Origin of the sequence: Enterobacter vonholyi (genome assembly GCF_008364555.1) — a bacterium.
Lineage (GTDB): Bacteria > Pseudomonadota > Gammaproteobacteria > Enterobacterales > Enterobacteriaceae > Enterobacter > Enterobacter vonholyi.
This window is the reverse complement of the sequence record NZ_VTUC01000001.1, coordinates 340,574-354,685: the sequence shown is the minus strand read 5'-3', so window position 1 is coordinate 354,685 and position 14,112 is coordinate 340,574. Positions and strand designations below refer to the sequence as shown.

The following is a 14,112-nucleotide window of genomic DNA, read 5'->3' as shown; positions in this document are numbered from 1 at the left end:
TCTAAAAATATAAGGGCCAGTTCATGCTTCAGAGTAACGAATACTTTTCCGGTAAAGTGAAATCCATTGGTTTTACCAGCAGCAGCACTGGCCGCGCCAGCGTTGGCGTAATGGCAGAAGGGGAATACACCTTTGGCACGGCGGAAGCGGAAGAAATGACGGTCGTCAGCGGTGCGCTGAACGTCCTGCTGCCGGGCGAAACGGAATGGAAAGTTTACGCTGCCGGGCAAGTTTTCAACGTCCCTGGCCACAGCGAATTTCATTTGCAGGTGGCTGAGCCCACCTCTTATCTGTGCCGCTACCTGAAATAAAAAATTAGCCGGGTGGCGCTAACGCTTACCCGGCCTACGTTTTGCCCGTTATCGCTGCGCTTCGCCGCCGAGACCTTCCACCAGATTCTGAATCAACGCGGCCAGCTCGCCGGTCATCAGGATGAAATCTGCGTCAAAACGCTGGGCGTAATCTTCTCTGTCGATATCTTCGTTCTGATCGCGCAGCTCGTCGCAGAACTTCAGACGCTTCACGGAGCCGTCGTCGCACATCACGAACTGGATGCGCTGTTGCCAGTCGAGCGCCAGCTTGGTGACCACTTTACCCGCTTCGATGTGTACGGCGATCTCGTCGCTGACCAGATCCTGCTTCTTCGCGCGGATCACGCCGCCATCTTCCAGCAGGGCTTTCAGCTCGGCTTCATCAAGGATCTGGAAGCCCTGGGCCGCAGCGCCGCTGCGTACCCATTCGGTCAGCGTCAGCTCGATCGGCGTTTCCAGCGCCAGCGGAACGACCGGTAAAGATCCGATGCTTTTGCGCAGCAGGGCCAGCGTATCTTCTGCTTTCTTGGCGCTGGCGCAGTCCACCATGATCAGCCCGTTGACGGTGTCGATCCACATCATGGTCTGGCTGAAGCGGCTAAAGGCGCGCGGCAGCAGGGAGTGCAGTACTTCGTCCTTCAGCGAATCTTTTTCGGTTTTTTTCAGCTTGCGGCCCTGTTCGGCTTCCAGCTTAAAAATTTTCGCCTCGAGCGCCTGCTTAACCACCGGCGTCGGCAGGATTTTCTCTTCTTTACGGGCACAGACGATAATTTGACCCGTGCTGCTGGCGTGGGTCAGTGCATCGCTTTGTGAACCCATTGGCGGAACCCAACCGGTTTTTGCCATATCCTGGCTACCGCAAGGGGAAAAGGTATAAGCGGCTAACTGTTTTTCCATCTCTTCTGCACGCAGCGAAACGTCGCGGCTGAGACGGTAAACCATCAAATTTTTGAACCACAGCATGATAATTTCCACGGCCTTGTCGTTAAATCAGCGGGCATGATAACGAATTGTCGCATCGCTTGCATTGCTAATCGGGATGCGTGCTTCTACTCTGTTGATAATCAAAATAATGAGGAGAGTCTTGTGCGTATTGGGATCGATTTGGGCGGCACCAAAACAGAAGTCATCGCGCTGAGCGAGCAGGGGCAGCAGCTGTTTCGCCATCGTCTGCCAACGCCGCGCGATGATTATCGCCAGACTATCGAGACGATTGCCCAACTGGTTGAGATGGCCGAGCAGGCGACAGGGCAAACCGGGAGCGTAGGGATGGGGATCCCGGGGTCGATCTCGCCGTATACCGGCGTGGTTAAAAATGCCAACTCCACCTGGCTCAACGGTCAGCCGTTCGATAAAGATTTGAGCCAACGTCTGAACCGGGAAGTGCGTCTGGCCAACGACGCTAATTGTCTGGCGGTCTCCGAGGCCATCGACGGCGCGGCGGCAGGTGCCCAGACCGTGTTTGCCGTGATCGTCGGTACCGGCTGCGGTGCGGGCGTGGCGTTTGGCGGACGCGCCCATATCGGCGGTAACGGCACCGCGGGTGAGTGGGGTCACAACCCGCTGCCGTGGATGGATGAAGACGAGCTTAAATACCGCGCTGAAGTGCCGTGCTACTGCGGAAAACAGGGCTGTATTGAGACGTTTATCTCCGGTACCGGTTTTGCGACCGACTACCATCGCCTGAGCGGCCAGCCGCTCAAGGGTAATGAGATCATGCGTCTGGTCGAAGCGCAGGATCCGGTGGCGGAGCTGGCGCTGAGCCGCTACGAAATGCGGCTGGCGAAATCGCTGGCCCACGTGGTGAATATTCTCGATCCGGACGTGATTGTGCTCGGCGGCGGCATGAGCAACGTCGACCGGCTGTACGCCACGGTACCGAACCTGGTGAAACAGTGGGTTTTCGGCGGCGAGTGTGAAACCCCGATCCGCAAAGCTGTCCACGGTGACTCCAGCGGCGTGCGCGGCGCGGCGTGGCTGTGGCCGGAATAAAAGCAAATAGTGTTTATTCCCTCTCCCTGTGGGAGAGGGCAAAGGTGAGGGGCACCAGAACGCACCGTGCCACCCTTCACCCCACCGCAAATTCCTTATCCAGCCTGCTATACCCCAGCCCGTTAATTTTCTTAACCTTGATCTGCACCGGAATACGCTCTTTCATCGCCTCTACGTGGCTGATCACGCCGATGGTTTTCCCGGTGGCGTTCAGTGCGTCGAGCGCATCCAGTGCCGTATCCAGCGTCTCACTGTCGAGCGTGCCGAACCCTTCATCCAGGAACAGGGAATCGATTCGCGTTTTATGACTCACCAGATCGGAAAGCGCCAGCGCCAGCGCCAGGCTGACCAGGAAGCTCTCGCCGCCTGAGAGCGTGCGGGTATCACGAACCGCATCCGCCTGCCACGTATCCACCACTTCCAGCTCCAGCGCGTCGCTGGCCTTACGCTGCAATAAATAACGCCCGTGTAAACGGTTAAGCTGCTGGTTAGCAAGCCAGACAAGATTGTCCAGCGTCAGCCCCTGGGCGAACTTGCGGAACTTGTCGCCGGTGCTCGAGCCGATCAGCGCGTTCAGGTACCCCCAGTCGTCTGCCTGGCGCGCGGCCTCTTCAATTTCCTGCATCAACGCCAGCTGATGCTGCCGGTTATCGCTGTCCTGCTTAAGCTGCTGACGGAACTCACCCTGATGCGTGGTGTTCTCGCGCAGCCGTTGCGCCAGCTGCTGCAGCTGGCTTTGCAGCGCAGGAGCATCTTCGTTGAGCCCTTCCGGCCGCAGCGCCAGATGAGACTGCAGCTGTTGGTTCGCCTGATCGCAAAGGGCCGCGGCCTGCTGTATCTGGTTTTCCAGCGACTGCTTTCGCTGTTCGAGGTGGCGAATGGCATCGTCATCCAGCAGGGCGGCAAGAAACGCGTCCTGGTCGGCAAAGCAGCTCGCCGAGAGCGCCGCGCTGAACTGCGTCTGCGACTGCTGCAGTCGCTCTTGCTCCAGCTTTTCCTGCTGCTGCTGCGCGGTGAGCTGGCTTTGCAGCGACACGCATTCGTCGTGGACGTCGCGCCAGTGGTCAGGAATGGCCGGTTCGGCGTCTTCGCTGTTCGTTTCCGGTAGCGCGTCGAGCAGCGGCTTCAGGGCGTTTATGCGTTCCTGAAGCACGCCGTGCTGCGCTTGCTTCTCCTGCCACTGCGCGAATTCAGCTTCACGGGCCTGAAGCCAGGCGGCTTCCTGACCCTCTTCAGGTGCGTTAAGTGAGAGCGCGAGCAGGGCATGTTCTAGCGCCTGGCGCGTGGCCGCCAGCTGCTGCTGATACTGCCGCTCCTGCGCTTCCTGTTCGCTCAGCTGGTTCTGCAGGGTCAGCCGCTGGCTGAGCTGATAAAGCTGGCGCTCGTACTGTTCCTGTTCGTTCAGCCATGGCGCGATATCATCCTGAATATTCAACGCAATGTTCAGGGACGTGCAGGCCGCCATCCACTCTTTAGTGAGCGCTTGCTCTTCCTGAGAAAGCGTCTGCGCGTCGTCTGTTTCACGCTGGATCTGCTGAGTCAGGGCATTGACCTGTCCCAGCACCAGCAGGCCTTCCTCTTTAAGGGCGGCGACCTCTTTTTCCAGGGCATCACGGCGGCGCTGGTTATCCGTCAGCTCAAGCGACTGATATTGCTCAACGGCCGGATGTTCGCAGGAACCGCACAGCGGACAGGGTTTACCCGCCTCAAGCTGCGAACGGTAATGCTCCAGCTTCTTGATTGTTGCTTCGGTCTCGCACAGGGCTTTCAGGTCGAGATAGTGCTGGTTTTTTTCTTTGTACTGCTGGCGGCGCAGCGTCAGCGTTTCATTGAGTTTATTTTGTTCGGCCTGCGCCTTCTGCACGCTTTCACCGCTCTGACGCAGGCGCTTTTGCAGCGGCTGATAGCGGGCATGCAGCGACGTCAGCTGCTGGCGCAGCGTGCGTGACCGGGACTGCTGCTCCATGGCCACGCTGACTTCGTCCGCCGTTAGCGTCAGCGCATTTTCCGGCATCTCAGCCAGCTTGTTGCGTAATTCACCTATCCGCGCCGCAAGCGAGGCTAACTGCGTTTTATCGCGGTTAAGCTGCGAGAACTGGGCACGCCATCCGGCGATCTCCTGCCCCAGCAGGCGATAACGCTCGTGCTCCGCCAGCCACTGCGCCAGCGACGTCAGTTCGGTATGTAGCTGCTCGTGGTTACGCAGTGCAGAGTTGCGGATCCGCGCGCGCAGTGCGGTTTTGGCTTGTAAGCGAGTATTTACTTCGATAATACGCTGCTGCGTTTGCGTCAGGCGTGCGGTTTGTTCCTGCTGATGCTCCCAAAGCGGTCGAAGCTGGGCGGCGGGCAGAGCAAGCTGGAGTTTTGCCAGCTCAGGTGCTGCGTCCGCCAGCGCCTGTTGCGCATGCTGCTGGAGCGCGTTGACGCGCTGTTGCTCTCTTACGAGCTCTTCATGGCGCGTAAGCCACTGAAAATCTTTCTGTTGGCTTTGCTGCTGTTCCAGCAGGATTTTCTCTTCGTCAGTAAGTGCCTGCAAACTTTGCTGTAACTGCTGCTGTTGCTCTTCACTCAACAGCACGACGCCCGCCGCCTGCGCCTCGCACTTTTCAAGCACGCTGCGGGCGGCTTTGTGTTTTTCAAACACCATGGCGGAAATCTGGCCGTAGATCTCGGTGCCGGTCAGCTCTTCCAGCAGCTCGGCACGATCGCTCGGTTTGGCGTTGAGGAAGGCAGCAAATTGCCCCTGTGAGAGCAGCATCGAGCGGGTAAAGCGGCCATAGTCCAGCCCGGTGAGCGCGGCGGTTTGCTCCAGTTTATCCGTCACTTTGTCGGCCAGGATTTTGCCATCTTCGCAGCGCGCCAGCTCAACGCGCGGTGCCTGCAGGTTCCCGTCAGGCTGGTTGCGCGCCCGGTTCTGGCTCCAGAAGGCGCGGTAGGCGATGCCTTTTACCTCGAACTCCACTTCCGCCAGGCACTCGGCGGTGTCGCGCGTCATCAGATCGTTTTGCGCCTGGGAGACCTTATTCAGGCGCGGCGTTTCGTGATAAAGCGCCAGACAGATGGCGTCGAGCAGGGTAGTTTTACCTGCCCCGGTCGCGCCGGTGATGGCAAACAGCCCGTTGCTGGCAAACGGCTCAGCGGTAAAGTCAATTTTCCACTCGCCCTTGAGGGAGTTGATATTTTTCAGGCGCAGGCTCAGAATTTTCACGCGTTTTCTTCCTCATCATTGAGCGCATGCAGGGTATGGCTGAACAGTTCGCTGAGTCTTGCGCGCTTCGTGTCGTCGATTTCCTCCTGCGAGAGCCTGCGTTCAAACACCTCTTCAACCCGAAGCTCACTGAGCGTTTCGCGTTGAGCGCTTAACAGAATTTTCTCGCGCTGCTCGCGGCTGCGGCGCACCAGTAACACCTCTACCGGCAAGTCTTCGGTCAGTGCCTGGATTTTTCGCTGCATATCGTGCAGGTAGTCGTCGGTGGTGATTTCGATATCCAGCCAGACGGGGGGATCTTGCTCGACGCCGCGCCACTGCTCCAACTGGGTGGAAATGGCGTCGAGATCGCCCTTCAGCACCGCCAGCGGCTGGGTGACGGGCACCTCCAGCGTCTCGACGGCGCTGAGTTTGCCCTCGCTAAAACTCACCAGATGCACGGATTTGGCTTTGCCCGTTTCGTCGAAGCTGAGCGAAACAGGTGAGCCACAGTAGCGGATATGCTCGCAGCCGCCGATGACCTGAGCGCGGTGGATGTGGCCTAGCGCGATGTAGTCGGCTGGCGGGAAGTTTTGCGCCGGAAAGGCATCCAGCGTGCCGATATAGATGTCACGCACGGCGTCACTTTTACTGGCCCCGACCGTGGTGAGATGCCCGGTTGCAATCACCGGAATCGGCTGGTCACCCCGCAGTGCACAGGCTTCGGCGTGCTGCTGGTGGTAATAGTCGGTGATGGCCTGTAATAAATGCTGCTGCTTTTCCGCACCCGACAGCCCCGCCTGGCTTTGCACGATGTCGCGCGGACGTAAAAACGGTATCGGACACAGCACCGCCCCCGGCGACCCGTCGCGTTTTTTCAGGATCTGCGGGGCGTGCCCGGCGCTGGCGACGACGGTGGTATTGAGAAACGCCAGGATGTCGCGGGATTCATTCAGCGTTGCGACGGAATCGTGGTTGCCGGCGACAATCACCAGATGACACCCTGTTTGCTGCAAATTCACCACGAAGCGGTTGTACAGCTCGCGCGCGTAGCTCGGCGGCGAGCCGGTATCAAAAATATCTCCCGCCACGATAATCGCGTCCACCTCATGCGTCCGGGCCGTTTCCAGCAGCCAGTTCAGGAACGCTTCATGTTCAGCCGCACGGCTTTTGCTGTAAAAATTTTGACCCAGATGCCAGTCCGAGGTGTGTAGTATGCGCATAGCTGATCCGTGGCAAAAAAGAGAAAGCAGGATTATAAACGTTCAGAGAAGGGAAAATAACCGCTGTAATAAAACAACAGTTTGCCATTTATAGTGGTACTGTTTTTCATAAATCTGTCATAAATCTGACGCATAATGGCGCCGAATTACAAACTTGTAACGTAAATAAGATAAGACAGGGCAAAGTATGGCGAGACGTATTCTGGTCGTAGAAGATGAAGCTCCAATTCGTGAAATGGTGTGCTTCGTGCTCGAGCAAAACGGCTTCCAGCCGGTTGAAGCGGAAGATTATGACAGCGCAGTGAACCAGCTGAATGAACCCTGGCCCGATCTGATTCTGCTGGACTGGATGTTGCCCGGCGGCTCCGGACTGCAGTTTATCAAACACCTGAAGCGTGAAGCGCTGACCCGCGATATCCCGGTTGTGATGCTCACGGCGCGCGGAGAAGAAGAGGATCGCGTGCGCGGTCTGGAGACCGGTGCGGACGATTACATTACTAAACCGTTCTCCCCAAAAGAGCTGGTGGCTCGCATTAAAGCCGTGATGCGCCGTATTTCACCGATGGCGGTGGAAGAGGTGATCGAAATGCAGGGGCTGAGCCTTGATCCTACTTCTCACCGCGTGATGACCGGTGAGAATCCCCTCGACATGGGGCCTACCGAATTTAAACTCCTGCACTTCTTTATGACCCACCCGGAACGCGTTTACAGCCGCGAGCAGTTGCTGAATAACGTCTGGGGAACTAACGTGTATGTCGAAGACCGGACAGTTGACGTACATATCCGCCGCCTGCGAAAAGCGCTGGAACTGAGCGGCCACGATCGCATGGTGCAGACGGTCCGCGGCACGGGTTATCGTTTTTCTACCCGTTTCTGAACAATGACAGGAGTGTGACGCGTGCTGGAACGTCTGTCATGGAAAAGGCTCGTCTTTGAACTGATCTTATGCTGTATTCCGGCCTTCATTCTGGGGGCCTTTCTTGGACACCTGCCGTGGTTTCTGCTGGCGTCGGTCACCGGGCTGCTCATCTGGCATTTCTGGAACCTGCTGCGCCTTTCCTGGTGGCTGTGGGTTGACCGAAGCATGACGCCGCCGCCGGGAAGCGGCAGCTGGGAGCCGCTGCTGTACGGCCTGCATCAGATGCAGATGCGTAATAAAAAGCGTCGCCGCGAGCTGGGAAGCCTGATTAAGCGTTTTCGCAGCGGCGCAGAGTCGCTGCCGGATGCCGTGATTCTGACCACCGAAGAAGGGACGATCTTCTGGTGTAACGGCCTGGCGCAGCAGCTGCTGGGCCTGCGCTGGCCGGATGACAATGGCCAGAATATCCTCAACCTTCTGCGCTATCCCGAGTTCACGCTGTATCTGAAAAAGCGTGATTTCACCCGTCCGCACAATCTGAAGCTCAATAATGGTCGCCATCTGGAAATCCGCGTGATGCCCTACAGCGATAAGCAGTGGCTGATGGTGGCGCGCGATGTTACCCAGATGCACCAGCTGGAAGGGGCGCGTCGCAACTTCTTCGCCAACGTCAGCCACGAACTGAGAACCCCGTTGACCGTGCTGCAGGGCTACCTGGAGATGATGCAGGAGCAAACGCTGGAAGGTGCGCCGCGTGAAAAAGCGCTGCACACCATGCGTGAGCAAACGCACCGGATGGAAGGGCTGGTGAAGCAGCTGCTGACGCTCTCGAAGATTGAAGCGGCGCCAACGCTCGCGCTGAATGACACCATTGATGTCCCGATGATGCTGCGGGTCGTGGAGCGTGAAGCGCAGACGTTAAGCCACAAAAAGCATCACCTGACCTTTGACGTCGACAACACGCTGAAGGTGCTGGGCAGCGAAGATGAGCTGCGCAGCGCCATTTCCAACCTGGTGTATAACGCGGTGAATCATACGCCGGAGGGGACGGATATCGTGGTGCGCTGGCACCATACCCCCACGGGGGCCGAGTTTAGCGTGGAGGACAACGGGCCGGGGATTGCGCCGGAGCATATTCCGCGTCTGACCGAGCGCTTTTACCGTGTGGATAAAGCGCGATCCCGCCAGACAGGCGGAAGCGGCCTGGGGCTGGCGATTGTTAAACACGCGGTCAATCACCATGAAAGCCGTCTCGATATTCAGAGTACCCTGGGTAAGGGAACCCGCTTCAGTTTCGTTATTCCGGAACGATTAATTGCCAAAAAGATCGCCTGACGGCAGGCGTGTCATTTTACCTTTCCACGGGTCAGCCATCGCTGGCCCGTTTGCTTTGCAGTCAAGCGAAACGCGGATGAATTTTATACGGCTGGCTGTTTTTTGTTCGCATGATTAGCCATGGGTTTTTCTTATAAACAGCGTATTGTGCTGGTGTGTATTTTCATGCTGGCATATTGTTCTGGTTTTACGATCCCACCTTGCCTTTAAACGTTATAAGCGTTTAAATTGCGCCCCAGATACTGTCAGACCGACTGTATTTGCGTGGTAAATCGAAAAACTATTCTTCTCCACGCCTGGACGGGAGCATTTCCCGCTGAAATTGAGCAAATTTTCGGCTGTATCGTCCCGTGAGGGATATCGAAAATCTCAATGTTTTCAACACCACATCCACAGGCAGTAAGGTTTTATGACCCATCACTTAAAATCGCGTGACATCATCGCGCTGGGCTTTATGACATTTGCGCTGTTCGTTGGCGCAGGCAACATCATTTTCCCTCCAATGGTTGGCTTACAGGCGGGTGAACACGTCTGGACCGCCGCGTTTGGTTTCCTGATTACTGCCGTGGGTCTGCCGGTGCTGACCGTCATCGCGCTGGCGAAAGTCGGCGGCGGTGTGGATAGCCTCAGCACCCCGATTGGCAAAGTGGCGGGCGTTCTGCTGGCAACCGTCTGCTATCTCGCCGTTGGCCCGCTGTTTGCGACCCCGCGTACGGCAACCGTGTCCTTCGAAGTGGGTATTGCTCCCCTGACCGGTGACGGCGCGATGCCGCTGTTTATCTACAGCCTGATCTACTTCGCGATCGTGATTCTGGTTTCCCTCTATCCGGGCAAGCTGTTGGATACCGTGGGTAACTTCCTGGCTCCGCTGAAAATTGTGGCGCTGATTGTTCTGGCGGTAGCGGCCATCGTCTGGCCCGCCGGCCCGATTAGCGACGCGATGGACGCCTATAAAAATGCCGCGTTCTCTAACGGCTTCGTGAACGGCTACCTGACGATGGATACGCTAGGCGCGATGGTGTTTGGTATCGTTATCGTTAACGCCGCGCGTTCCCGCGGTGTGACCGAAGCGCGTCTGCTGACCCGCTACACCATCTGGGCTGGCCTGATGGCTGGTGTGGGGCTGACCCTGCTGTATCTGGCGCTGTTCCGTCTGGGTTCCGATAGCGCCATGCTGGTTGAACAGAACGCCAACGGTGCGGCTATCCTGCACGCCTACGTGCAGCACACCTTCGGCGGTGCGGGCAGTATGCTGCTGGCAGCGCTGATCTTCCTGGCCTGTCTGGTTACCGCGGTTGGCCTGACCTGCGCCTGCGCAGAGTTCTTTGCACAGTATCTGCCGCTTTCTTACCGCACCCTGGTGTTTATCCTCGGTATCTTCTCCATGGCGGTGTCTAACCTCGGTCTGAGCCACCTGATTCAGGTCTCTATTCCGGTGTTGACGGCGATTTATCCGCCGTGCATCGTACTGGTAGTGCTGAGCTTTACTCGTCCGTGGTGGAACAACTCTTCACGAATTATTGCGCCAGCCATGTTTATCAGCCTGATTTTTGGTATCCTTGACGGGATTAAAGCATCAGCTTTCGCGCACATACTGCCGGCATGGACACAGCGTCTGCCGCTGTCCGAGCAGGGTCTGGCCTGGTTGATGCCTACCGTTGTTGCACTGGTTCTGGCGATTATCTGGGACCGTGCTGCAGGGCGTCAGGTCGCATCGAACGCTCATTAATCAACGGCAACAAACTGTTTAACCACGGGGCTTAAGGCCCCGTGGTTTTTTGTTTTTTTCGTGTTGAATGGCAAGATTTAAATGGAAAGCACTAACAAACTTAAACGTGGATTGAGCACGCGCCACATCCGCTTTATGGCGCTGGGCTCTGCTATCGGCACCGGTCTTTTTTATGGCTCGGCAGATGCCATCAAAATGGCCGGTCCCAGCGTTCTGCTGGCGTACATTATCGGCGGCGTGGCGGCGTATATCATCATGCGCGCCCTCGGCGAAATGTCGGTTCACAACCCCTCCGCCAGCTCATTCTCCCGCTACGCGCAGGAAAACCTCGGCCCGCTGGCCGGGTTTATCACCGGCTGGACCTACTGCTTCGAAATCCTGATTGTGGCGATTGCCGACGTGACGGCGTTTGGCATCTACATGGGCGTCTGGTTCCCGGCGGTGCCGCACTGGATTTGGGTACTGAGCGTGGTGCTGATCATTTGCGCCGTCAACCTGATGAGCGTGAAGGTGTTCGGCGAGCTGGAGTTCTGGTTCTCCTTCTTCAAGGTCGCGACCATCATCATCATGATTGTGGCCGGTTTCGGGATTATCATCTGGGGGATTGGCAACGGCGGGCAGCCGACCGGTATTCACAATCTCTGGAGCAACGGCGGCTTCTTCAGCAACGGCTGGCTCGGGATGGTGATGTCGCTGCAGATGGTGATGTTCGCCTACGGCGGTATCGAGATTATCGGTATCACCGCCGGGGAAGCGAAAGATCCGGAGAAATCCATTCCGCGCGCCATCAACTCTGTGCCGATGCGTATTCTGGTGTTCTACGTGGGTACGCTGTTCGTGATTATGTCCATCTACCCGTGGAACCAGGTAGGCACCAACGGTAGCCCGTTTGTCCTGACCTTCCAGCATATGGGCATTGCGTTTGCGGCCAGCATTCTGAACTTTGTGGTGCTGACCGCGTCGCTTTCGGCGATTAACAGTGACGTCTTTGGCGTAGGCCGTATGCTGCACGGCATGGCGGAGCAGGGCAGTGCGCCGAAGGTATTCGCCAAAACCTCACGCCGCGGCACGCCGTGGGTAACCGTTGTGGTGATGACCGTAGCGCTGCTGTTCTCGGTTTACCTGAACTACATCATGCCGGAGAACGTCTTCCTGGTGATTGCGTCCCTGGCGACCTTCGCAACCGTCTGGGTGTGGATCATGATCCTGCTGTCGCAGATTGCGTTCCGCCGCCGCCTGTCGCCTGAAGAGGCGAAAGCGCTGAAGTTCAAAGTCCCGGGCGGCGTCGCAACGACCGTCGTGGGGCTGATCTTCCTGGTGTTTATCATTGGCCTGATTGGCTACCATCCGGACACCCGCATTTCACTGTACGTGGGCTGCGCGTGGATTGTGCTGCTGCTGGTGGGCTGGGTGTTTAAATGCCGCCGCGACCGTCAGCTGGCGGAAGCGCAGTAATCTTTTTTTCTCCCTCTCCTTGTGGGAGAGGGTTGGGGTGAGGGCATCAGGCTGCACTGGTGCCTCCTCCCCCGTCCTCCTCCCCCAATAAATCCCATCATGGTGAGCTATCCTTAACCACCCTGTGGCAAGGTGACGTCAATTTTCATCAAAGGGGATTCGTGATGTTAAACGCCTGGCACCTTCCGGTTGCCCCATTTGTTAAGCAAAACAAAGACAACCTGGTGATTACGCTCTGGCTGGCGGGTGAAAACCAGCCTGAACGCGTGACGCTCCGCGCCGAAATCGATAACGAAGAGACCGGGTTGAAAATGCACAAGCTGCGCAGCCAGCCGCAGCCTGGCATCACGGCCTGGCGGGTGAATATCGACCTGCGCAGCGGGCAGCCTCGCCGCCGCTACAGCTTTAAGCTTTTGTGGAACAACCGTCAGCTGTGGCTTACCCCGCAGGGGTTTAGCCGTTTCCCGCCCGCACGGCTGGAACAGTTTGCGGTCGATTACCCGGATAACGGCCCGCAGTGGGTTAACGATCAGGTCTTTTACCAGATTTTCCCGGACCGTTTTGCGCGCAGCGAAAAGCGCACTGCCGACCAGGATAAGATCTATCACCACCATGCGGCGGGTCATGACATTATTCTGAAAGCGTGGGACGAGCCGTTAACCGCGCAGGCGGGCGGATCGACCTTCTACGGCGGCGATCTCGACGGCATCAGCGAAAAGCTGCCGTACCTGAAAAAACTCGGCGTGACGGCGTTGTATCTCAACCCGGTATTTAAAGCCCCGAGCGTACACAAGTACGATACCGAAGATTATCGCCACGTTGACGCGCAGTTTGGCGGTGACGAGGCGCTGCTGCGCCTGCGTAAGAACACCCAAAACGAAGGCATGCGCCTGATTCTGGACGGCGTGTTCAACCACAGCGGAGATTCGCATACGTGGTTTGACCGGCATAACCAGTCGATGGGCGGGGCATGTCATAACCCGGACTCGCCGCAGCGCGACTGGTACAGCTTTAACGAGGAGGGGCGTGCGCTGGACTGGCTGGGTTACCCAAGCCTGCCGAAGCTGGATTTCCAGTCGCCGTCTCTGGTGAACGAGATTTACGGCGGGGGAGACAGCATCGTGCGCCACTGGCTGAATGCACCATGGAATATGGACGGCTGGCGCCTGGACGTGGTGCATATGCTCGGTGAAGCGGGCGGAGCGCGGAATAACCTTCAGCACGTCGCCGGGATCACGCGCTCGGCGAAAGCGGCTCAGCCGGAGGCGTTCGTCTTTGGCGAGCACTTTGGCGACGCGCGCCAGTGGCTGCAGAACGATGCGGAAGATGCGGCGATGAACTATCGCGGCTTTACCTTCCCGCTGTGGGGATTCCTCGCCAACACCGATATCTCCTACGATCCGAATCATATCGATGCTGAAACCTGCATGGCGTGGATGGAGAACTATCGCGCTGGTCTGTCGCATCAGCAGCAGCTGCGGATGTTTAACCAGCTCGATAGTCACGACACCGCGCGCTTTAAATCCCTGCTCGGCAAGGATGTCGCGCGCCTGCCGCTGGCAGTGACCTGGCTCTTTACCTGGCCGGGCGTGCCGTGTATCTACTACGGAGACGAGGTGGGGCTGGACGGCAACAACGATCCGTTCTGCCGCAAAACTTTCCCCTGGGAGCCAGCGAAACAGGACACGGTGTTGTTCAGCCTGTATCAGCGCCTGGCGAAGCTGCGTAAGCAGAGTCTCGCCCTGCGCTATGGCGGCTGTCAGGCGGTGTACGCCCACGATAACGTGGTGGTGTTTGCTCGCATCTATAACCAGCAGCGCGTGCTGGTGGCGATAAACCGGGGCGAGGCCTGCGAAGTGGTGCTGGATGATTCGCCGCTGCTGAAGGTGGCAGCGTGGAAGAGTAAAGAGGGCAAGGCCACGATTCAGGACGGCGTGCTGGCGCTGCCTGCGATATCCGCGACGATCTGGTTCGGCAGCTAATGCGCTAATGTTTCCACCTTTTAAGATGGCGCAAATGCA

At 57.7% G+C, this 14,112-nt stretch carries 10 protein-coding genes; 7 read left to right on the top strand and 3 right to left on the bottom strand.

The genetic code is table 11. The features are described 5' to 3' along the window. Positions 1–23: 23 nt before the first annotated feature. Positions 24–311, top strand: a complete 288-nt coding sequence (ppnP, locus tag F0319_RS01695) for a pyrimidine/purine nucleoside phosphorylase (protein ID WP_008503270.1) — start codon at positions 24–26, stop codon at positions 309–311. 48 nt (positions 312–359) lie between these two features. Here ppnP and rdgC read toward each other — a convergent pair whose 3' ends face one another. Continuing rightward, complete coding sequence (gene rdgC, locus F0319_RS01690) at positions 360–1,274, bottom strand: recombination-associated protein RdgC (RefSeq protein WP_023310540.1); 915 nt, start codon at positions 1,272–1,274, stop codon at positions 360–362. A gap of 123 nt (positions 1,275–1,397) precedes the next feature. Here rdgC and mak point away from each other — a divergent pair, with 123 nt between their 5' ends. Next, a complete protein-coding gene (gene mak / locus F0319_RS01685; protein ID WP_111963438.1) occupies positions 1,398–2,303 on the top strand; it encodes a fructokinase in 906 nt (301 codons plus the stop codon). A gap of 76 nt (positions 2,304–2,379) precedes the next feature. Here mak and sbcC read toward each other — a convergent pair whose 3' ends face one another. Together sbcC and sbcD are read right to left on the bottom strand one after the other, a co-directional pair. After that, positions 2,380–5,511, bottom strand: coding sequence for an exonuclease subunit SbcC (sbcC, locus tag F0319_RS01680; protein ID WP_149366130.1), 3,132 nt, complete (start codon positions 5,509–5,511; stop codon positions 2,380–2,382). Further along, positions 5,508–6,713, bottom strand: coding sequence for an exonuclease subunit SbcD (gene sbcD / locus F0319_RS01675; protein ID WP_149366129.1), 1,206 nt, complete (start codon positions 6,711–6,713; stop codon positions 5,508–5,510). The genes sbcC and sbcD overlap by 4 nt, the downstream gene beginning before the upstream one ends. Positions 6,714–6,900: 187 nt before the next feature. Here sbcD and phoB point away from each other — a divergent pair, with 187 nt between their 5' ends. From phoB to malZ, 5 genes are all read left to right on the top strand, one after another. Continuing rightward, a complete protein-coding gene (gene phoB, locus F0319_RS01670; RefSeq protein WP_008503265.1) occupies positions 6,901–7,590 on the top strand; it encodes a phosphate response regulator transcription factor PhoB in 690 nt (229 codons plus the stop codon). A gap of 21 nt (positions 7,591–7,611) precedes the next feature. Further along, positions 7,612–8,907 (top strand): phosphate regulon sensor histidine kinase PhoR, encoded by a 1,296-nt coding sequence (gene phoR / locus F0319_RS01665; RefSeq protein ID WP_045909799.1) that lies wholly within the window; start codon positions 7,612–7,614, stop codon positions 8,905–8,907. Positions 8,908–9,316: 409 nt separating this feature from the next. After that, positions 9,317–10,636, top strand: a complete 1,320-nt coding sequence (gene brnQ / locus F0319_RS01660; RefSeq protein WP_111963434.1) for a branched-chain amino acid transporter carrier protein BrnQ — start codon at positions 9,317–9,319, stop codon at positions 10,634–10,636. Between the two features lie 81 nt (positions 10,637–10,717). Further along, the gene (gene proY, locus F0319_RS01655; RefSeq protein WP_111963433.1) at positions 10,718–12,091 is read left to right on the top strand and encodes a proline-specific permease ProY; all 1,374 of its coding nucleotides are present in this window, start codon (positions 10,718–10,720) and stop codon (positions 12,089–12,091) included. Positions 12,092–12,255: 164 nt separating this feature from the next. Continuing rightward, positions 12,256–14,073 (top strand): maltodextrin glucosidase, encoded by a 1,818-nt coding sequence (malZ, locus tag F0319_RS01650; RefSeq protein ID WP_149366128.1) that lies wholly within the window; start codon positions 12,256–12,258, stop codon positions 14,071–14,073. Positions 14,074–14,112: the final 39 nt, after the last annotated feature.

What these genes read in the sequence shown, in the direction of transcription:
- ppnP (WP_008503270.1), top strand. Translation starts at nt 24, where the DNA reads ATGCTTCAGAGTAACGAATACTTTTCCGGTAAAGTGAAATCCATTGGT.
- sbcD (WP_149366129.1), bottom strand. Translation starts at nt 6,713, where the DNA reads ATGCGCATACTACACACCTCGGACTGGCATCTGGGTCAAAATTTTTAC.
- malZ (WP_149366128.1), top strand. Translation starts at nt 12,256, where the DNA reads ATGTTAAACGCCTGGCACCTTCCGGTTGCCCCATTTGTTAAGCAAAAC.
- brnQ (WP_111963434.1), top strand. Translation starts at nt 9,317, where the DNA reads ATGACCCATCACTTAAAATCGCGTGACATCATCGCGCTGGGCTTTATG.
- proY (WP_111963433.1), top strand. Translation starts at nt 10,718, where the DNA reads ATGGAAAGCACTAACAAACTTAAACGTGGATTGAGCACGCGCCACATC.
- rdgC (WP_023310540.1), bottom strand. Translation starts at nt 1,274, where the DNA reads ATGCTGTGGTTCAAAAATTTGATGGTTTACCGTCTCAGCCGCGACGTT.
- phoB (WP_008503265.1), top strand. Translation starts at nt 6,901, where the DNA reads ATGGCGAGACGTATTCTGGTCGTAGAAGATGAAGCTCCAATTCGTGAA.